Source organism: Rhodococcus sp. UFZ-B548 (assembly GCF_903819475.1).
Lineage (GTDB): Bacteria > Actinomycetota > Actinomycetes > Mycobacteriales > Mycobacteriaceae > Rhodococcus_F > Rhodococcus_F erythropolis.
In genome coordinates this window covers 17,678-37,706 of the sequence record NZ_CAIJDS010000015.1, presented here as the reverse complement: position 1 = coordinate 37,706, position 20,029 = coordinate 17,678, and the positions used below count along the sequence as shown (strand labels likewise).

19 protein-coding genes are annotated in these 20,029 nt (G+C 63.6%); 14 read left to right on the top strand and 5 right to left on the bottom strand.

Annotated features, from left to right (window positions below; translation table 11 throughout):
- The first annotated feature begins 21 nt into the window (after window positions 1–21).
- From H7C86_RS15130 to H7C86_RS15115, 4 genes are all read left to right on the top strand, one after another.
- Complete coding sequence (locus H7C86_RS15130; protein WP_058227473.1) at window positions 22–1,623, top strand: AMP-binding protein; 1,602 nt, start codon at window positions 22–24, stop codon at window positions 1,621–1,623.
- A 46-nt stretch (window positions 1,624–1,669) separates the two neighbouring features.
- Entirely contained in the window at window positions 1,670–2,425 is a 756-nt protein-coding gene (locus H7C86_RS15125) for a phosphoglyceromutase (protein ID WP_003941992.1), read from the top strand.
- A 162-nt stretch (window positions 2,426–2,587) separates the two neighbouring features.
- Window positions 2,588–3,823 carry a cell wall metabolism sensor histidine kinase WalK gene (locus tag H7C86_RS15120; protein ID WP_019744391.1) on the top strand — a complete coding sequence of 412 codons (1,236 nt, stop codon included), beginning with the start codon at window positions 2,588–2,590 and terminating at the stop codon, window positions 3,821–3,823.
- Window positions 3,820–4,509: a response regulator transcription factor gene (locus H7C86_RS15115; protein WP_003942020.1), complete on the top strand. Its 690-nt coding sequence runs from the start codon at window positions 3,820–3,822 to the stop codon at window positions 4,507–4,509. Before H7C86_RS15120 ends, H7C86_RS15115 begins: the two co-directional genes overlap by 4 nt.
- A 71-nt stretch (window positions 4,510–4,580) precedes the next feature.
- On the opposite strand, the gene H7C86_RS15110 is transcribed toward H7C86_RS15115, so the two are convergent.
- Complete coding sequence (locus tag H7C86_RS15110) at window positions 4,581–5,366, bottom strand: hypothetical protein (RefSeq protein WP_003941928.1); 786 nt, start codon at window positions 5,364–5,366, stop codon at window positions 4,581–4,583.
- 66 nt (window positions 5,367–5,432) lie between these two features.
- Here H7C86_RS15110 and H7C86_RS15105 point away from each other — a divergent pair, with 66 nt between their 5' ends.
- Genes H7C86_RS15105 through H7C86_RS15095 form a run of 3 tightly spaced genes read left to right on the top strand, consistent with a single transcriptional unit; the run spans window position 5,433 to window position 8,393 of the window.
- A complete protein-coding gene (locus H7C86_RS15105) occupies window positions 5,433–6,383 on the top strand; it encodes a Ppx/GppA phosphatase family protein (protein WP_003941975.1) in 951 nt (316 codons plus the stop codon).
- Window positions 6,383–7,501: a hypothetical protein gene (locus tag H7C86_RS15100; RefSeq protein WP_020906766.1), complete on the top strand. Its 1,119-nt coding sequence runs from the start codon at window positions 6,383–6,385 to the stop codon at window positions 7,499–7,501. Before H7C86_RS15105 ends, H7C86_RS15100 begins: the two co-directional genes overlap by 1 nt.
- A 7-nt stretch (window positions 7,502–7,508) precedes the next feature.
- Window positions 7,509–8,393: a sugar phosphate isomerase/epimerase gene (locus H7C86_RS15095; protein ID WP_019744388.1), complete on the top strand. Its 885-nt coding sequence runs from the start codon at window positions 7,509–7,511 to the stop codon at window positions 8,391–8,393.
- Here H7C86_RS15095 and H7C86_RS15090 read toward each other — a convergent pair.
- From H7C86_RS15090 to H7C86_RS15075, 4 genes are all read right to left on the bottom strand, one after another.
- Window positions 8,373–9,806, bottom strand: a complete 1,434-nt coding sequence (locus H7C86_RS15090; protein ID WP_182261771.1) for an HAD-IB family hydrolase — start codon at window positions 9,804–9,806, stop codon at window positions 8,373–8,375. The two genes, H7C86_RS15095 and H7C86_RS15090, sit on opposite strands and share 21 nt — an antisense overlap.
- Entirely contained in the window at window positions 9,803–12,139 is a 2,337-nt protein-coding gene (locus tag H7C86_RS15085) for a glycerol-3-phosphate 1-O-acyltransferase (protein ID WP_020906768.1), read from the bottom strand. The genes H7C86_RS15090 and H7C86_RS15085 overlap by 4 nt, the downstream gene beginning before the upstream one ends.
- Window positions 12,140–12,142: 3 nt before the next feature.
- The gene (locus H7C86_RS15080) at window positions 12,143–13,609 is read right to left on the bottom strand and encodes a wax ester/triacylglycerol synthase domain-containing protein (RefSeq protein WP_030535507.1); all 1,467 of its coding nucleotides are present in this window, start codon (window positions 13,607–13,609) and stop codon (window positions 12,143–12,145) included.
- Between the two features lie 159 nt (window positions 13,610–13,768).
- The gene (locus H7C86_RS15075; protein WP_019744384.1) at window positions 13,769–14,392 is read right to left on the bottom strand and encodes a TetR/AcrR family transcriptional regulator; all 624 of its coding nucleotides are present in this window, start codon (window positions 14,390–14,392) and stop codon (window positions 13,769–13,771) included.
- A 150-nt stretch (window positions 14,393–14,542) separates the two neighbouring features.
- Between H7C86_RS15075 and H7C86_RS15070 the strand changes: the two genes are divergently transcribed.
- From H7C86_RS15070 to H7C86_RS15040, 7 genes are all read left to right on the top strand, one after another.
- Window positions 14,543–15,211 carry a MerR family transcriptional regulator gene (locus H7C86_RS15070; protein ID WP_029536759.1) on the top strand — a complete coding sequence of 223 codons (669 nt, stop codon included), beginning with the start codon at window positions 14,543–14,545 and terminating at the stop codon, window positions 15,209–15,211.
- Window positions 15,208–16,053, top strand: coding sequence for a thioesterase family protein (locus H7C86_RS15065; protein WP_020906772.1), 846 nt, complete (start codon window positions 15,208–15,210; stop codon window positions 16,051–16,053). Before H7C86_RS15070 ends, H7C86_RS15065 begins: the two co-directional genes overlap by 4 nt.
- 34 nt (window positions 16,054–16,087) lie before the next feature.
- Complete coding sequence (gene proC, locus H7C86_RS15060) at window positions 16,088–16,903, top strand: pyrroline-5-carboxylate reductase (protein WP_019744381.1); 816 nt, start codon at window positions 16,088–16,090, stop codon at window positions 16,901–16,903.
- Window positions 16,904–17,029: 126 nt separating this feature from the next.
- Window positions 17,030–17,266 (top strand): helix-turn-helix domain-containing protein, encoded by a 237-nt coding sequence (locus H7C86_RS15055; RefSeq protein ID WP_003941845.1) that lies wholly within the window; start codon window positions 17,030–17,032, stop codon window positions 17,264–17,266.
- Between the two features lie 244 nt (window positions 17,267–17,510).
- Window positions 17,511–17,612: a 30S ribosomal protein bS22 gene (locus tag H7C86_RS15050; protein ID WP_003402602.1), complete on the top strand. Its 102-nt coding sequence runs from the start codon at window positions 17,511–17,513 to the stop codon at window positions 17,610–17,612.
- 237 nt (window positions 17,613–17,849) lie between these two features.
- A complete protein-coding gene (locus H7C86_RS15045; RefSeq protein WP_084325119.1) occupies window positions 17,850–18,983 on the top strand; it encodes an NAD-dependent epimerase/dehydratase family protein in 1,134 nt (377 codons plus the stop codon).
- On the top strand, window positions 18,980–20,017 hold the full coding sequence (locus H7C86_RS15040) for a lysophospholipid acyltransferase family protein (protein ID WP_182261770.1): 1,038 nt from the start codon (window positions 18,980–18,982) through the stop codon (window positions 20,015–20,017). The genes H7C86_RS15045 and H7C86_RS15040 overlap by 4 nt, the downstream gene beginning before the upstream one ends.
- The last annotated feature ends 12 nt before the right edge of the window (window positions 20,018–20,029 follow it).

The window sequence follows — 20,029 nt, the reverse complement described above, 5'->3', positions numbered from 1 at the left end:
CGCAACTTTTCGAGGAGCACAGTGAGCTTCAAGAGTCCGTTCCCCGACGTTGAAATCCCCAACCTCAGCGTCTACGACTTCCTGTTCGGAAACACCGACCCCGCAGACCTCGACAAGACGGCATTCGTCGAGGGCAGTTCGGGCGCAGTCACCACATACGCTTCGCTGATCGCACAGATCAACGGCGTTGCAGGCGCTCTCGCAGCGCGCGGACTCAGCGTCGGCGACGTGGTCGGGCTGCATTCGCCCAACGTCCCGGCCTTCGGTTCCGTCTTCCACGGCATCCTTCGTGCCGGTGGCGTCGCGACCACGATCAACGCGCTCTACACCGCCGAGGACATCGCCAAGCAGCTCACCGATTCCAAGGCCAAGTTCCTCTTCACCGTCTCGCCGCTCCTGCCGCAGGCAAAGGCCGCTGCTGACCTGGTCGGTATCCCGGCCGAGAACGTGTTCGTACTCGACGGGGCCGAAGGCCACCTCTCGCTGCGTGATCTGCTCGGCGAGGGTGCAGCGGCGCCCGAGGTCTCCTTCGATCCGGCCACCCAACTCGCGGTGCTGCCGTACTCCTCGGGCACCACCGGCCGACCCAAGGGGGTCATGCTCACCCATCGGAACCTCGTGGCCAACGTCTGCCAGATCATTCCGCGGATGGGCATCGAGACCGACGACAAGATTCTCGCGGTCCTGCCGTTCTTCCACATCTACGGCATGACTGTCCTGCTCAACGCTGCGCTCTATCGCCGCGCGAGCCTCATCACGATGCCGAAGTTCGATCTCGTCGAGTTCCTGCGGATCGTCGCCGAGCAGAAGTCGACGTACATCTTCGTCGCACCGCCCGTTGCCGTCGCGCTGGCCAAGCATCCGCTCGTCGATCAGTACGACCTCTCGAGCGTGCACACCATCTTCTCCGGTGCGGCCCCGCTCGACGCGGCGCTCGGCAAGGCCGTCGCCGACCGGTTGAACTGCCACGTCCGCCAGGGCTACGGCATGTCCGAGATGAGCCCGGTCTCGCACGCGATTCCGTTCGACCGCGACGACATCGCGCTCGACACCTGCGGTCCGACCATCGCCAACATGGAATGCAAGCTCGTCGACCCCGGAACGGGCGAAGAGGTCGCGTACCCGGCTCTCGGCTCGGACGGCGTCAGCGAGCCCGGCGAACTGTGGTGCAAGGGCCCGAACATCATGCTCGGCTACCTCGGCAACGACCAGGCCACCAAGGACACCCTCGACGACGACGGTTACCTGCACACCGGTGACATCGCGACCGTCGACGGCGACGGCGTCGTCAAGATCGTCGACCGCCTCAAGGAACTGATCAAGTACAAGGGCTACCAGGTTCCCCCGGCGGAACTCGAGGCCTTGCTGCTGACCCATCCGCAGATCGCCGACGCCGCAGTGATCGGTGTGCTCGACGCCGAGGGCGAAGAGGTCCCGAAGGCATTCGTCGTGCTCCAGGACGGCGCCGAGTTGACCGAAGCCGACGTGATCACCTTCGTCGCCGAGCGCGTCTCGCCGCACAAGAAGGTCCGCCAGGTTTCATTCATCAGCACCGTGCCGAAATCCGCGGCCGGAAAGATCCTCCGCAAGGATCTGCGAACTGCGGAAGTTGCCCCGAGCTGATTTCCGGACAGGGTTGATCAAGAAGGGTTCCGGTACTCGTGCCAGGATGAACGCCATGAGTATCGGAACCCTGGTCCTGCTCCGCCACGGCGAGAGCGAATGGAATGCACTCAATCTGTTCACCGGCTGGGTGGACGTACACCTGACAGACAAGGGCATGGCCGAGGGCAAGCGCGCCGGCGAACTGCTCGCCGAGCACAACCTGTTGCCCGACGTTCTCTACACGTCTCTGCTGCGCCGCGCGATCAGCACGGCCAACCTCGCACTCGACGCCGCCGATCGCCACTGGATCCCGGTAGTGCGCGACTGGCGTCTCAACGAGCGCCACTACGGCGCTCTGCAGGGCAAGAACAAGGCGCAGACCAAGGAAGAGTACGGAAACGAGCAGTTCATGCTCTGGCGTCGTAGCTACGACACCCCGCCGCCCGCCATCGAAGCCGGCAGCGAGTACAGCCAGGACACCGATCCTCGGTACGCGAACCTCGACGAGGTTCCCTTGACCGAGTGCCTGCTCGACGTCGTCAAGCGTCTGATCCCGTACTGGGAGGACACCATCTCCCAGGAGCTGCTCGCCGGCCGGAACGTGCTGGTCACCGCACACGGCAACTCGCTGCGTGCATTGGTCAAGCACCTCGACGGCATCTCGGACGAGGACATCGCGGGCCTGAACATCCCGACCGGAATCCCGCTGCGTTACGACCTCGACGAGAACCTGAAGCCGCTCAATCCCGGCGGCACCTACCTGGATCCGGAGGCCGCAGCTGCCGGCGCCGCCGCGGTGGCGAATCAGGGCGGAAAGTAGCAACCCGATGATGTGCGTCGAGGCCCCCCGAACAGTGTTTTCGGGGGGCCTCGGCCAACAACAGATGAACGACGAACCAACGCCGTCCACCTGGCGGATTACGCGGGCGGGAACGTCCGAACCCGCCGTAACCGACACTTCGCGCGAACGTACGATTGCGCCGTGAGTGTCGTGATTGCAGTGCTGCTGGTCGTGGTCGCCGGCTTGGTCGGCTACCTCGTCGGCGGGGTGCTGGTACCCAGGCTGTCGTCGCGCCAGAGTCAGCGCTCGGACGAACAGACCGGGCTCACGATGTCTCAGGTTCTCGACCTCATCGTGTTGGCTTCGGAAAGCGGTATCGCCGTCGTCGACGGTTTCCACGACGTCGTGCTCTTCAACCCTCGCGCCGAGGAACTCGGCCTTGTCAAGAATCGTCTGGTCGACGAGAGGGCATGGCGTGCTGCTCAGGAAGTTCTGCGGACGGGCCAAGCCGTCGAGGTCGATCTGACGGCGCAGACCGCTCAGCGCGGCCGCGACAAGATCGCGGTACGTGGCACGGCCCGGTTGCTCAGCAAGGACGATCGCAATTTCGTGGTCCTGTTCGCCGACGACGATTCCGAGCAGGTCCGCATGGAGGCGACGCGACGCGATTTCGTCGCGAACGTCAGCCACGAACTGAAGACGCCGGTCGGCGCGATGAGTTTGCTCGCGGAGGCACTGCTCGAATCTGCTGACGACCCGGAATCGGTGCGGCACTTCGGCGAACGGGTGCTGGGCGAGTCGATTCGTCTGGGCAAGATGGTCACCGAGTTGATCGCACTCTCGCGCCTCCAGGGCGCCGAGAAGCTGCCGGATCTCGACGTGGTCGACGTCGACACCGTGGTGTCCGAGGCACTGTCGAGGTCGAATCTGTCGGCCGAGGCCGCCGGGATCACCGTCACCACCGACCATCCGAGTGGGCTGGAAGTACTCGGGGATCAGACTCTCCTCGTCACAGCATTGTCCAACCTCATCGAGAACGCTATTGCATACTCGCCCAAGGGTTCTCCGGTGTCCGTCAGTCGGTCGGTACGCGGCGACAACGTCGCAATCGCAGTCACCGACCGAGGAGAAGGCATCGCGAAAGCGGACCAGGAGCGAGTGTTCGAGAGATTCTTCCGCGTGGACAAGGCGCGGTCACGGCAGACCGGCGGAACAGGTCTGGGGCTGGCGATCGTCAAACACGTCGCGGCCAATCACAACGGCTCCATCGAACTGTGGAGCAAACCGGGAACAGGGTCTACCTTCACGTTGCAGATACCGGCACACGTGGAGTCGGACGACGACATCGACTCTGACGACGCGGGAACCGCCGGTTCCACGCGGATCGGCAGACGAGAACAAGGCAGTAGAGAAAACGGCATGGAGGCCAAACGATGACGAGTGTGCTGATCGTGGAGGACGAGGAGTCCTTGGCGGACCCGCTGGCGTTCCTGCTCCGCAAGGAAGGCTTCGAGACCACCATCGTCAACGACGGACCGTCGGCGTTGGCGGAATTCGATCGCTCCGGAGCGGACATCGTCCTGCTCGACCTCATGCTGCCCGGCATGAGTGGCACCGACGTCTGCAAGGCGCTGCGGTCGCGCTCCGGCGTTCCCGTCATCATGGTGACGGCGCGTGACAGTGAGATCGACAAGGTCGTCGGCCTCGAACTCGGCGCGGACGACTATGTGACCAAACCGTATTCGGCGCGCGAGCTGATCGCCCGCATCCGTGCGGTGCTGCGTCGCGGGGTGGAGAACGAGGCGGATCTCGCCTCCGACAACGGGGTGCTCGAGGCCGGACCGGTACGGATGGACGTCGAGCGTCACGTCGTGCAGGTCGCCGGTAACCCGGTGACGTTGCCGCTCAAGGAGTTCGACCTCCTCGAGTACCTGCTCCGCAACTCCGGCCGGGTGCTGACCCGTGGACAGTTGATCGACCGCGTCTGGGGCGCCGACTACGTCGGTGACACCAAAACCCTTGACGTACACGTGAAGCGGTTGCGTTCGAAGATCGAATCGGATCCGGCCAAGCCGGAACACCTGGTCACGGTCCGCGGATTGGGCTACAAGCTCGAAGCGTGATCGAACCTCGAGACGAATTCAGCCGCCCACACGATCGTGTGAGCGGCTGAATTCTTTTTGTTTACGTGGAGTCAGCCCTGAGCTTTGTTCTGAGCGATCGTGGTCGCCGGATGGACTGCTATGAGGCCGAGGCCGGCGCGACGCCTGCAGAGGCGAGCCAGCTCGTCGTACGCACGCTTTCCGAGAAGCTCTGTCAGTTCCGGCCCGTAGGACTGCCAGACCTGCCGCTCCCCGACATGAGCGTCGGGGGAGCCGGAGCAGTACCAGGCGAGGTCGTCGCCGCCCTCACCCCAGCCGCGGCGGTCGTACTCGGTGATCGTGGTCTTGAGGATCTGAACGCCGTCCGGCCGGTCGACCCAGTCCTGGGTGCGGCGGATGGGTAGCTGCCAGCACACGTCCGGCTTCACCTCGAGCGGCTCGATGCCCTTCTTGAGCGCCATGGAATGCAGTGCGCAGCCCTCGCCGCCGGCAAAACCCGGCCGGTTGAGGAAGATGCATGCACCTTTGTAGCGGCGGGTGCGCAGCGCGGGCTCGTCCTCGAGGTCGTCTTCTTCGACGTAGCCCTTCTTGCCGAGACCCTTTTCCATGAACTGCCAGTCTTCGGCTGTGAGCATTTTCACTGACGCATCGAGCTTGTCCTGATCCTCCTGATCGGAGAGGAAAGCGCCGTGCGAGCAGCAGCCGTCGTCCGGGCGGTCGCCGATGATGCCCTGACACGCCGGCGTGCCGAACACGCAGGTCCAATGCGAGAGCAACCACGTCATATCAGCGGAAATGAGGTGCTCGGAGTTGTCCGGATCGACAAATTCGACCCATTCGCGCGGGAAATCGAGATCGACCTCGGGGCTCGGAGTCATCTTGTGGGACCGGTCTGGGTTACCTGCTGTCACAAGGGCCGACGGTAGACCCAGTAACGTGGCGATGTGCGACTAGGGGTACTCGACGTCGGAAGCAATACCGTCCATCTATTGGTTGTGGACGCCCATCGGGGCGGCCACCCAACACCCATGAGCTCGACCAAGTCCACGTTGAGGCTGGCAGAAAACACTGACGACCGCGGCGATATCACCACGTCAGGGGCCGATCGCTTGGTGTCGACGGTCTCCGAATTCGCCGGTATCGCCAAGACGTCCGGATGCGAGGAAATGATGGCTTTTGCCACTTCCGCCGTCCGTGACGCCAACAATTCCGAAGCTGTGCTCGCCCGCGTCCGCGCCGAGACCGGAGTCAATCTCGAGGTTCTCTCCGGGGTCGACGAAGCCCGCCTGACCTTTCTTGCCGTGCGCCGCTGGTACGGCTGGAGCGCCGGACGCATCCTGAACCTGGACATCGGCGGCGGCTCGCTCGAACTCACCGCAGGCGGTGACGAGGATCCGGACGTCGCCTTCTCACTGCAACTCGGTGCGGGACGGTTGACGCGCGACTGGCTACAGGCCGATCCGCCGGGCAAGCGCCGGGTCGCTGTATTGCGCGACTGGCTGGACGCGGAGTTGGTCGGACCAGCCAAGGAACTGCGCGCCGCCGGCGACTGGGACCGCACGGTCGGGACCTCGAAGACCTTCCGATCGTTGGCTCGGCTCACCGGCGCGGCCCCTTCTGCCGCAGGCCCCCGGGCAAAACGGACCCTGACTTCCAGCGGACTCAGGCAACTCATAGCCTTCATATCCAGGATGACGGCAGCGGACCGTGCAGAATTGGAAGGAGTGAGCTCGGATCGGTCACAGCAGATTGTGGCCGGCGCGCTCATCGCAGAGGCAACCATGCGGGCGCTCGGAGTGGACGAACTGGAAATTTGTCCCTGGGCACTGCGTGAGGGTCTGATTCTGCGAAAGCTCGACACAGAAATGGGCGGTGAATTGGTGGTGAGTGCTTGATGACCGAGGACAGTCAGCAGATTTCCGTAGCGGAACTGCTCAAGCGGAACGGTCAGAGCGTCGAATCCCGAGGTGGACGACGCCGGCGCGGCGTAGCCGGTGGCATCTCCGTCGCCGAACTGACGGGTGAGATCCCGATCGTTCGCCAGTCGGGATCGCGCGCGGCCGCCGAGCCAGAGTCGGACGAACCAGCAGCCCAGCCTGAAGCAGCTGCGCCAGAAAACGCTGCACCTTCTGCGCCGGCCGAGGCTGTCGCGGAAACCGCCAAGTCAGCCGAACCGGCACCGAAGGTTCCCGCCGACCGCACCGCCGCCTTCGCCGTCTCGTTCGACGACGACGATGACGATGACGAGCCGCAGGCACCCAAGGCCGAGTCGAAGCCGGTTGCCACACCGCCGGTCACCACTCCGAAACCGACTTCCACGCCTTCGCCGGGACAGACCTCGAAGTCCTCGCCCGGACAGTGGGTGAGCCGGGCACCGCTCAACTCCTCGTCACCGACGCAGGTAACGCAGGAACCAGCACTGCTGTCGGGTCAGACCCTGGCGGGCGACCTGATGCGTCAGGAGCGCGCCGCAACCCAGTCGCCGTCGTTGCGTCCGCCGATCCTGCCGCCGCGTGTCCCCACTCCCGTCGTGAAGGCACCTGCACCGACTGCTCCTGCTCCGGCCGCGCCGGAAGAGAGCACCGAACTGATCGACAAGATCGCAGACGCGGATGCCGGCGAGGCCGAATCGACCGCCGTGGTCGATCTGGTCAAGGCGCCGGCAGTCGATGACAGTGCAAAAAAGTCCAGTGCCGTCGCGGAGTCCGATGTCGAAGCCGAACCGGCAGCGGAAGAGGCAGGCGAGCGTAACTCGATCCGTGAATGGGCAGTGCTTGCCGGTCAGGTGGTTGTTGCACTGATCGTCGGCGGCGCGATGTTCAAGGGCTTCGAGAAGCTGTGGGACATGCTGCCGTGGGTGGCGTTGGTGCTCGCGCTGATCGTGATCGTCGGCTTGGTGGCCGTCGTGCGGGTTCTGCGCAAGACGGACGACATCACGAGTTTCGTGATCGCGGTGGTCGTCGGCATGATCGTGACGCTCGGTCCACTGGCGTTCTTGTTGACCTCGGGTTGATCGGACGATGATCGGGGGATCGCAGCGCATGGTTCGTCGGCCGATAGCCGTCGGCTTGTCGACGGCCTCGGTATATCCGGAGAACACGGAAGCAGCATTTCGCTACGCCGCTGATCTCGGATACGACGGTGTCGAACTGATGGTGTGGGCCGAATCCGTGAGTCAGGACATCGGTGCTGTGGCTGCCCTCGTTCGCAAGTATGCGATTCCGGTGCAGGCCGTGCATGCGCCGTGTCTGCTGATTTCGCAGCGCGTGTGGGGTTCCGATCCGGTCGAGAAGCTCGAGCGTTCGGTACGCACTGCCGAAACCTTGGGAGCGACGACGGTGGTCGTCCACCCGCCGTTCCGGTGGCAGCGCAAGTACGCCGAAGGCTTCGCGGAACAGGTTGTCGATCTCGAATCGAAGAGCAGCGTCGTGGTGGCGGTGGAGAACATGTTCCCCATGCGCGCCGACAGCTTCTTCGGCGGCAAGGACAAATCCGCGGAGCGTCTGCGTAAACGTGGCGGTCCGGGGGCAGCGTTGTCCGCGTTCAGTCCGTCGTACGACCCGACCGATTCCGATCACGCTCACTACACACTCGACCTGTCGCACACCGCGACGGCGGGCATGGATGCCCTGGAGTTGGCCTCCCGTATGGGCAAGGGGCTCGAGCACCTGCACCTGGCCGACGGTCGCGGGGCGTCGATGGACGAGCACCTGATTCCGGGGCATGGCTCACAGCCGTGCGCGGAGTTGTGTCAGCAATTGGCTGCGAGCGAATTCAGCGGCCAGGCTGTCATCGAGATCAACACGCAGAACGCGCGCACCCGGCGGGAGCGGTCGTCGATGCTGGCGCAGGCGCTCGCGTTTGCACGCGAGCACCTGGCACGCTCAGCGGTGGCCGGCAAGTAGCGCAGCTTCGAACTGCGCGCGTACCTTCTCGACGTGTGCGTCGAGGTCTTTGGTCTCCCAGCCTTCGGTCGAGATGGGATCGAGCACCGAGACGTAGACCGGGCCTGGATGGGCGACAAGCGAATTGCGCCACATCCGTTCACCCGCATTGTGAATCACCACGGGCACGATCGGCACACCGGCTTGGATCGCCAAGTGAAATCCGCCCTTCTTGAAAGGGCCCAGGCGTGGCGTCGGAGAACGGGTGCCCTCCGGAGCTATGACTATCGAGACACCATTCTTGAGCTTGTCGACTGCCGGTTGCAGCGCAGCCTTCGCTTTTGTGGTGTCGGTGCGGTCGATGTAGGCGACGTCGAGCAGTGCGCCGACAGGCATGAACCGCGGATCGCTTGCCGCTTCCTTCTTCGCGACTCCGGTCACGTCACGCTTGATCACGGTTCCCAGGACCAACATGTCCAGGGAACTCTGATGGTTGAACATGAACACCGCCGGGCGGTGATCCCACACGTTGTGCTCGCCGTCGATCTCGACGTCGATGCCGAGCAGTGAGAGCGAGATGTCGGGGCCGTAGGTGCCGACCAGGTTCGCACCCAGTTGACGGTTGCCGGTGACGATGCCCGCCGACGCGCCGAGGGCGGCGGTGGCAGCAAGCGCGCCCATGGCGGTTGCCGTTCGGATCGTCGAGATCGGCGTTGCGCCTCGTTGCGGTTTACGCAGGCTGACCGAAGGCCAGTGATTGCGCAACGCGATCTTGGCCAGACCACGATCGGGATTCAACGCGACAGGTCGCCCGACGGCCTCGAGCATGAAGACGTCTTCGACACCGTTGGAGTACGCAAACGCGTTCTTCAAGTCGACGCCCATCTTCTCGGCATAGCCCGCAAGGGCATTGGCCTTGGCCGGCCCCCACAGAGCGGGCGAGGACAGTTCGCCGGTGAGCATGCCGTCGACGACTTCGGGCTCGGTGCACAGCACGTCTTCGATGTCGAGATCTTCGGCGACGTACTTGGCCTGGAACGGAGTCGCCGACGTGGCCATCACGATCGTGTGGCCGGCTCGTCGGTGCGCCGCCAGTAGCCCACGGGCTTCCGGGTAGATCATCGCGGCGATCTCCTGCTTGAACAACCGTCGGCCCCAGTCGTTGAGTTCCTCGACGGTACGGCCGCCCAGGGCGCGAACGCCGATGTCCATCAGCGCTCCGACATCAGCGCCACGGAACTGGGTGTCGATCGCGGCGCCGGTGGTGCGCAACAATTCGCCGACGCTGATATCCAAGCGTCGCAGGCGGTCTCGGTACACAACGCTGGCCGAGTACCCGCTGATCAACGTGCCGTCGAGGTCGAAGGCGGCGATCGTTCCGGGCCCGGGAGGCGCGGCTTCGATGGCGGAGTGCAGACGCTCGAGTCCGGTCACAGTCCTACTTCCTCGTTCTCGGCGGGCGCTCGGTTTGCTTCTGGAATGGTCACTACTGCTGCGGCGTCGGGCACGGGCATTGCCACCTGATCGAGCCGTGCATGCGCGAGTGCTCGGATATGGCGCAGACGTTCGACCTGGACCTTGATCTCCGCGGCAAACGCCAGGCGCCTGGCCCGGACTCCGTCGTCGTCGACTTCGATCAAGTTGCGGTTGCGCGCCAAATTCAGTGCAGTGGCGAACAACTCACCGGAGACCGATTCGTTGCTGGCGATCTGCTGCCGCAGGCGACGCTGATGTGCGACGTCGATGCAGTTGCTGATGAAGGACTTTTCGTCGAACGACGTCGAAATCGGCGCGAGCACAAGCTGATCGGCGACAACCTGGTACGCCTCGAGGAACGGTTGCAGCACTCGGTGCGCGAGGTACGGCCGCACCGTCTCGATCATGTGCTCGGTTCGTTTGTCGGCGGCCATGACGGTTTCCCACTCGGGATCGATCAGGGTCAGCTCGGTTCGCATCTCCTGCTCGAACGTGTCGCGGTCGCTGAAGAAGAACTCGAACTTCATCAGGTCGCGGATGCGCTTGGCCTCGGCCCAACCGTCTCCGACGGGATCCTCGAACCGCTCTTCGACGGCTGCCTGGAGCACGAGTTCGGTGATGGCGCGCACGACGAGAAAGTGAATTGTGTTGTTGCGGTAGAAGGCAGCAACAAGATGCTGGTCCTTGCCGAGGTAGAAGACCTGCTCGCCGCCGCGATCGAAGCGCTCGAGCACACCGGAATCTACGTGTGTCTGCAGGGCCTTCTCGATGACACGCGGATCGGACAGTTCGACGTCGCCGGCGATCGGAAGATTTCGCGCGGTGATGTATCCGAACAGCGGCGTGAGAATCGCGGTGAGTTCACGAACTGTCAACGCCCGGTCTTCGATTCCGAGGAACGCCAACATCGCCAGTGAAGACACGGTCACCGGTGTGACCTCGTTGATGCGGTGACACACCTCGATGCCGGCCTTTTGAATGGCGAGGCGCTGATCGGTTTCCTGGCTGAGTGCGTCCGCGAGTGAGAGCGGCCGGCCGATGGTCACGTGCGCGACGCCGTTGCGTTTTCCCTGTGCGCGTACGTAACCCACCATCCAGCGCAGGCCTTCCGGTGTCTTCTCGGCGCCGAGTGCCTCGGCAGCCATTGCCCCGACCTCGTAGAGCTGGTCGTAGCTCAGCGCGACGGGGACGAGGTACACGTCGGATGCGCCGCTGACCTGAAAGGCCTTGGTCAGGTAGGTCAGGAGACCGAAGCGCGGTGGGCGTAGTTTCCCGGTACGCCCGCGTCCACCTTCGATGTACCACTCCAGATTGAAGCGTTTGGTGAGCAGGTAGCGCATGTACTCGTGCATCGACCACTTGTAGACCTCGTCGTTGCCGATGCTTCGACGAATGAAGACGGTGCCGCTGCGCTTGAGGATCGAGCCCATGGGCCAGAAGCTGATGTTGAGGCCGCCCATGACGTGATTGAGCGGCAAGCCGTTCGCGATCAATGCCGGACGCAGGACGAGGGGATCGAGGTACGAACGGTGACTGGGGAGGAAGACCAGTGAGTGTTCCTTGTTCAGCTCACGGAGTTCCTCGAAGCGGCTCGTGTCCACGTCCAGCTTGTAGGCGCGAGCGAAGTAGCGGCCCAGGCGATCCCACACCGCGATGGCCTGGCGACTCTGGGTGGCAACCATTTCTTCGAGAGCTTCACGGGCGCGGCGGTCGACTTCGGCGACGGCGATGTTCAACCGGTCGGCCAAAGCCATCACCTCGGTGGTGAACCGGCGGGTGTCGGTGATCTCGTCGACGACGAACCGCGACACCTTGTACTGGCCACCCAGAAGGCCCAATTCGGCGCGCTCGAGTGCGAGGGCGGCCTGCCGTCGGATGAACTCGGGTAGTGAACCGCCACCGCTCTTTTCGAGGCGACGCTCGAGATCGCTCAGTGGTGCTGGCTCACCTTCGATGACCTGGCACCGTGAAGGGTCGGTGCGCAGGGTTCTGCGTTGCGCACCGCGTCCGGGGTGGAGGGGATCGCGTGGTGCCAGCGCATCACGCAGTCGCACCGCGACGTTGTGTTTGGTATGGGTGTCCGGAATCCACACCACGCGAAGCGGTGCGAGCATCGGGTCGTCGGTCCGAGCCGCCAGTTCTGCCAGGGTCTTGTCGGTGATGTTCACGGTGACCGGCCGAGCTTCGGATGAGGTTGCCTTGTCGGCAAGCCACTTTCGCAGCACGCCGGCTTCGGCCTCTGTCATGGTTTCGGTGAGGTACACGCGCGGGTTGGTCGTGTTCTCGCTCATGACTCACGCACCTTCCGTTGTGACTCCGAGAGCCACGATCTCGTCCAGGCTCTCCTGCAAGCACTGCATCAGCAGCGCGGGCTTCGTGATCGCGGCGGTGTCGAGATTGATTCCGATGCAGCACACCCCGACGTGGGAGACCAGTGTCGCCATCGCCGCGCAACCGGGCGCCGGGCCGAATGGGAACATCCGCTCGATCTTCGCTCCGGCGAGATAGACCGGTACCGGTACGCCGGCGACGTTGCTCGCCTGCAGGTCCAGTCCTGTCGACTGGGACAGATACCAGTTCGCGAGTAGATAATTCGGCAGGCGAGCGAGGATCGGGGCGGCGACGTCGAGAGCGTCCAACGCGGGTTCCTCACGCAGACCCAGAACGATTTCTCGCACCTGCCTGATGCGTTTGGCCGGATCCGTTTCGGCGACCGGGCCGTTGAAGCGAACGGCTGCAAACCGGTTGCCGCCGTTGGCATCCGCGCCCGTGCGCATGCTGATCGGCATACCCATCGGGATGCTCTCGACGGATTGTCCGAAGGCTTCGTGGTAGCGATGGAAGCCGCCGAGCAAAGCGGCGACGTAAGCGTCGTTGAGTGAGCCGCCGGCAGCTTTTGCTCCGGCCTTGAGCTCGGGAACACCCACTTCGAGAGTTCCGAACCACCGTCCGAGACCACGATCGTGGAGCAGAGGGGAACCGGAACGAGCTGGGGGAGTGACGATCTTGCGGAGTGAATTGGCGTACCCGAGGACCTCGGAAGCCGTGCTGAACGGACTCGAGATCGCCGTGGTCGCAACATTGGTGGCGCCGCGAACCAGCTTGGCGATACGGGAGGGCGCACGCCGGATCTCGCTGACGACCTCCTCGCCGAAGGCGCCTACCGACGACAGGTGCTCCGGAGCCGGCGGTGTGCGGTCGGGCTTGTTCGGAGTGGGATCCGGGCGCCTGCTGTGCAGCAGCGTCATCATCTGGATGCCGCCCATGCCGTCGGTGATGGAGTGGTGAGTCTTGACCACGAACACGGCACGACCGTCGTCGAGACCCTCGATGAGCAGCGCGCTCCACGGCGGCCGAGCCTTGTCGAAAGGTTCGGTCGCAAGGTGACGACACATGCGCAGTGCGTGATCGAAGTCCGCCGGTGCAGGCAAGCGGACGCGTCGTAGGTGGTAGCCGATGTCGAACTCGGGATCAACCGACCACACCGGATTGCCCAGTTGCATCGCCGGTTCCACCGCGCGCATACGAATACGCGGAACCACGTGCGATGCCCACTCGACTGCGTCGAGAAGTCGATCCCAATCCGGAGCTCGATCGAGAACCTCTACCGCAACGATCGGTGAGCGCAGTTGCGGCTGCGCCTCTTCCATCCGCCACATGCCCGTCTCGAAGTCGGACATCGTGCGGTTTGCCCCCCAGGCAACCGCGGAAAGGTCGACGTCGACCGCGCTCGGAGGAACAAATGGATTGCTGTTGGCCATACGTCAAGAACTCCCTCGGTCTGCGGATCCACCCCGCGCATCTCTGCTTCTAAGTGTGGACCCGTGACAGTGGGCGCGTCCCGGTTTCGGTGTCAGCCGACAGGTGTGACGTTCGTCAGTTAAGGGCTAATCGGACATGCCTGGAAATTCGACCAGCGTTCACGAGGTGACGCCGACGGCTTTCAGAGCTATCTCGCGGTAGAGAACACTGACTTCGCGCGGAGTCTGCGGTCCGTCGAGTCGATACCAGAGGACGACGGACTGACACATGCCCAGCAGTGCGCGGCCCGTTCCGGTGATGTCCGGGACCGTGAACTCACCGCTGTCGACGCCTGCCGTCAAAACGTCGACGAGTAGATTCTCGAGCTTCTTTCGTTTGGCGGCGTAGCTCTTTCGTTCGGCGTCCTCGAGGTACCGCAGTTCGGAATCGAGGAACGCGATGTCGGAGCGACTGGTCATGTGCAGAACACACGCCTCGACGAGATTGCCGAACTGTGCCGTCGGCGACGGTCCGGCAGCGTCGACCGCAGCGCTCGCGCGTGCGGTGACGTTCTCGATGCCCGGTTCCATCAGCGCGACGAGGATGCCTTGTTTGTTGCCGTGGTGGTAGTACAGCGTCGGCACGGTGACACCGGCACGTTTTGCGATGTCACGAACCGACGCTCCGTGGTAACCGAGTTCGTGGAACACCTCGAGTGCGGCGGTGAGCAGGGGAGTCAGCGTCAGTGGTTCGACGATGCGCCACTGTTCGTCGGGTTGAGCCCCCGACTGCAAATCCGTCATTCCGCCTATTCGCTCCGTTCGGAAATTTCTCGTGGTGTGCGCAGAGAAGGTTCAACCCTAGCGCAAGGCGTGTCCTGCCTACCGATGCTCGGCCACCATTGGATAGCATCACTATCCAGTGGTGGCCCGAGCGAGTTGGACGGAGGAGCGGTGAAGGTTTCCGAATTGGCCGCACAGTCCGGCGTTGCATTGGCCACGATCAAGTACTACCTCCGTGAAGGTCTGCTGATGCCTGGTGAACCGACCAGCGCGACGGGAGCGAGGTACGGCGAACAGCACGTCCGGCGACTCGCGTTGATCAGGGCGCTGGCCGGGGCGGGACTCGCGATTCCACGGATTCGTGCGGTGCTCGAATTGGTGGACAGTGACGAGCGATCCGAATTCGAGACTTTCGGTCGCGCGATCGCGCAACTACCGCCCTACGTCGATCCGGTGCCGGATCAACAGTTCCCCAGAGCTCGCAAGGTTCTGGAGTTTCTCGGTCAGGTCTACGAGCCGAGGTACGTGGCGGTTGCTCACCTCGAGCGTGCACTGATCGGTCTCGAGGATGCCGGACTGAGCCTCTCGGACGAGCGATTGCGCGCCTACGGCGACCACATCCGAGGAATTGCCGAAGTGGAAATCGAGCTGATGCCCACCAGTACGACGAAGGAGGGCGTTCGCCATGCCGCTTCGACCGAGGACGGCATTCGCTATGCAGTCCTCGGAACCGCCATGTACGAACCTGTCCTGACAGCATTGCGACGCTTGGCGCACCAGGACTTGGCCGCACGACATTTCCCGCAACACCGAGAAAGCACCGAACAGGAAAATCGATGAGCACCAGTCCCTTTCAAGATCTCAATCGCCTCACCTCGCTCGGCGACGGGCGATACACCGCAACGATCGATCCGATCTGGACCATCGGGCCGAAAGTGCACGGCGGCTCCATGATGGCTGTGTGCGCCGCTGCCGCGCGTCAATGTCTGCGAGACGGCGCAGGTGAGAACGACTCGCTTCTGAAGATGCAGCCACTCGCGGTGAGCGCCAACTATCTGTCCGCCCCCGACCCCGGTGAAGTCGAATTGGAGGTGATCGTCCGAAAGCAGGGACGCCAGGTCGCGTTGTTCGACGTCGAGTTGAGCCAGGCGGGACGCAGCGCTGTTCGTGCGGCGGTCACGCTCGGATTCCCCGATGACGGCGACCCCACCTTCGTCACTGCCTCGTCGATCGACGACATGTCACCGGAACCGCCGGAGAGTGCGGTGGCCGTCATCGGCGATCACCCGATGGCGCAGGTCGTGCACGTCGGGCAGGGCTGCGACATGCGAATCGACACCACCTCGGCGCACTTCCTGACCGGCAGTCAAGGCGAGGCCGAGGTCAGGATGTGGGTTCGTCCTCGACCCGAGGACGAGAACGACATCGACACCGCTGTGCTGTTCGCGATCATGGCGGGCGACATCAGCGCGCCCGTGACGATGAACCGCGGCCTGTTCGGGTGGGCGCCGACCGTGCAGTTGACGACGTACCTGCGCCGACTGCCGACGCCGGGATGGCTTCGCGTGCGGGCAAGCTCGGATGTTCTGGGCAGCACGTGGTTCGAAGAGGATCATGCTGTTCTCGATTCGACGGGCGCAGTCGTCGTACAGAGCCGACAATTGGCGATGATGCCCCGCTAGGGTCGATCGCTGCGGCCGTGGCAGGCTGTTCGCCATGACAAGAATTGCGATTATCGGTGGCGGCAAGATCGGCGAGGCGCTGATCTCCGGGCTGTTGCAGGCCGGCCACGCCATCAAGGATCTGGTTGTCGCCGAGCAGTATCAACCTCGCGCAGACGAATTGATCGCCGAATACTCCATCCGCGTCAGCACGATCGCCGACGCCGCCGAGGGCGCAGACGTCATCGTCATCGCGGTCAAGCCCGGCGACGTCGAATCAGCGCTCACCGCGTTGACGAAGGTCGATCTGGACGGCGACCTCGAGCAATTGATCGTTTCCCTTGCGGCGGGTATCCCGACCGGGTTCTTCGAAACGCGTCTGCCCGCAGGGTTCCCGGTCATCCGCGTCATGCCGAACACCCCCATGCTGGTCGGGGAGGGCGTGAGCGTTCTCTCGCCCGGACGGCACGTCAAGGCCGAGCATCTCGAGCTCGTACGCGGCATCCTCGGCAGCGTCGGCAAGGTGGTCACGGTTCCCGAATCGCAGATCGACGCGGTCACTGCTGTCTCCGGTTCCGGCCCGGCCTACTTCTTCTTGGTTGCCGAAGCGATGATCGATGCGGGAGTCGGTCTCGGCCTGACGCGCCCGGTCGCTACCGAATTGGTGGTGCAGACGATGGTCGGCTCCGCAGCGATGCTCGATCGCACCGGCGACAGCGCGACGGATCTTCGCGCCGCGGTGACGTCACCGGGTGGAACGACGGCTGCGGCACTGCGTCAGCTCGAAGCGGGCGGCCTGCGGACGGCGTTCTTCGATGCCTTGGATGCCGCCAAGTCGCGCTCGGCCGCGATGGGTTCAGCTGCGGAATAGTCGTCCGTTTAGCCACACCCGTCGCTTTAACCCCACCAGTACAGCTAAGCTCGACTTAGTACGTACGTGTCTGTTCCGCCGGAGGGGAAGCCGGCGGCGCGAGTCGTGCTGGAGGTATGTGGATTAATGGTGTCTGCAAACAAGCCGTCCATGGGTTCGTCCCACGACGGAAAGCCGGCAGTGGCCGGCACGCAATTCCTCACTGTTGCTGAGGTAGCAACTTTGATGAGGGTGTCGAAAATGACTGTGTACCGGTTGGTACACAGTGGCGAATTGCCCGCTGTACGAGTGGGCCGTTCGTTCCGTGTACACGCGAAGGCGGTACACGATTACCTCGAAACCTCGTACTTCGATGCCGGCTGACCAGCCGGTTCGAAGAGGATGACCTCGGCGTGAGCCGAGTCGCGGGCACAGCGGTTGCTGTGCCGGAGGCTCGGTTTATGCCGAGTGAGACCACACCGGTACGATGAGTCACTGTCGTACCAGCAAGCTGGTGTCGTAAGGCGCTGAGCTAGTTAAAACGAGGGCCAGGCGCCAATTGCTTGGCGCAGGCGTACGTGACCGGCGTGCGCAGGAACGCTAGAGAAGAACGTGAGGGACACCCGCTATGGGTTCAGTGATCAAGAAGCGCCGCAAGCGCATGTCGAAGAAGAAGCACCGCAAGCTGCTTCGTCGTACCCGAGTACAGCGCAGGAAACTCGGTAAATAAGCAGTACCTGTTGATGCCCGCCGCCCCTTCCGGGGTGGCGGGCATCGATGTATTTCAGGGGAGGGGCGACGTATCTCAGGGGAGAGATGTGTCGGCCGTCTCATTGTCTGGGCGGTTTGTCTTGAATGGCCGAATTTTGGGTAGTCAGCGCGGGACCCCCTCTGCCCGTAAAGTGGGGGAAAATCGCGGGAGGGACGCTTCGGCAGAGCGCGTTTCTACTGGATATGGGGGTACTTGGTGGTTGAAGGTGACAACACTTCAGGGGGCACGACGCCTCGCGTCGTACTGGTGACCGGGGCGAGCAGATTCCTCGGCGGCTACCTGGTGACCAGGCTTGCGCAGAATCCGTCGATCGAGCGTGTCATCGCCGTCGACGCCGTCAGTCCGAGCAAGGACATGATGCGCAGAATGGGCCGCGCGGAATTCGTGCGAGCAGACATCCGCAATCCGCTGATCGGCAAAGTGATCCGAAACGCCGAGGTCGACACCGTCGTGCACGCGTCGACGCTTCAGAAAGCCCCCAAAGCCGGCAGTCGCGCCGCGATGAAGGACATGAACGTCATCGGCGCCATGCAACTGTTCGCGGTCTGCCAGAAAGCTCCGACGGTTCGCAAGGTGGTCCTGCGCTCGGCTTCGGTCGTCTACGGGTGCAGTGCGAAGGATCCCGCTCAGTTCACCGAAGAAATGAGTGCGCGCCGCCGGCCGCCGGGCGGATATGCCCGCGACAGCCTCGAGATCGAGGGGTATCTTCGCGGAATGGGGCGTCGGCGTCCCGACATCTCGGTCGGGATCCTGCGGTTGGCGCCGTTGATCGGACCTCAGCTGACTGCAACTGTCGGGCACTACGTCACCGCCCCGCTCGTGCCGACCATCGTCGGGCGCAACGCGCGTCTGCAATTGCTCCACGTCGAGGATGCGCTCGCAGCGTTGGAGAAGGCGACCATCGGCCACGCCTCGGGTACGTACAACATCGCCGGCGACGGAGTGGTGATGATGTCGCAGGCGATCCGCCGGGCAGGCAGGGTGGAAGTTCCGATGCCGCTCGCTCTGTTCCGCAGTGTCGGGAGCGCGTTGGTGGGGTCGTCCATGAGGCTCTACACCGACGAGCAACTCGAGTACTTCCGGTTCGGCTGCGGACTCGACACCACTCGCATGCGCAGCGAGTTGGGGTTCGAGCCGCGATGGACCACCATGCAGGCACTCGACGATTTCATGCGTGCGATGCAGACGCGCCGGATCATCAAGTCCGAGTGGATCGATCGGGCAGAGAATGCGTTGACCACCATCCTCGGCGGTGACACCGCCGAGGCGAGCGCAAGTGCAGACGTGATGCACATGCCGCTGTCGGGACGAAGTGCGGTGAAGGGGTGACTGACGTGGCGAAGGTAATTCCCCTGCGGCCCAGCGCAACTCACGCCGGAAAGTCGGAGGCTTCGCGTTCGCATGAGTCCGCCACCGGCGTGGAGCGTGACATCCGTGAACAAAGTCAGCGTCGACATCCGTCCGGAGTGCCGTCGGCGGCCGACCATGGTGGTGAGAGCACGTTCGTCGATGCGGCCAGGTCGGCGATCGTCGACCAGATCGCCTCGGCAGCAGAATTTTTCCGACGTCGGGTGTCCGGAGACTACGAGGTCGACGAGTTCGGATTCGACCCGCATTTTGCGGACAACGTCGTCATGCCGATGCTGCGGCCGTTGTTCGAGAAATGGTTCCGCGTCGAGGTCAGTGGGATCGAGAACATTCCCCTCACCGGGGGAGCGTTGGTGGTTGCCAATCACGCCGGTGTCATCCCACTCGACGGGCTGATGACGTCGGTTGCCGTGCACGATCATCATCCGGCGCACCGTCCACTGCGAATGTTGGCTGCGGACATGGCTTTCGAAATGCCGGTGGTGGGCGGACTGGCGCGCAAAGCCGGCCATACGTTGGCGTGCAACCCCGACGCCGAGCGTCTGCTCAACGACGGTGAAGTTGCGGCCGTGTTCCCGGAAGGATTCAAGGGCATCGGGAAACCGTTCAGTGAGCGGTACAAGTTGCAGCGGTTCGGGCGCGGTGGCTTCGTGTCGGCCGCAATGCGAACCGGTGTTCCGATCATTCCGTGCTCGATCGTGGGCTCGGAGGAGATCTATCCGAAGATCGGTGATCTCACCACACTCGCACGCGTTCTCGGTTTGCCGTATTTCCCGGTCACACCTTTGTTTCCGCACCTCGGGCCACTCGGCCTGGTTCCATTGCCGTCGAAGTGGTACATCGAGTTCGGAAAGCCCATCGTCACCGACACCTTCGAGAGCGGTGCAGCCGACGATCCGATGGTCCTGTTCGAGGTCACGGACCACGTCCGAGAAACGATTCAGCAGACGCTTTATCGGTTGTTGGCCAAGCGTCGCAACGTCTTTCTCGGCTGAGTTCGGTCCGGA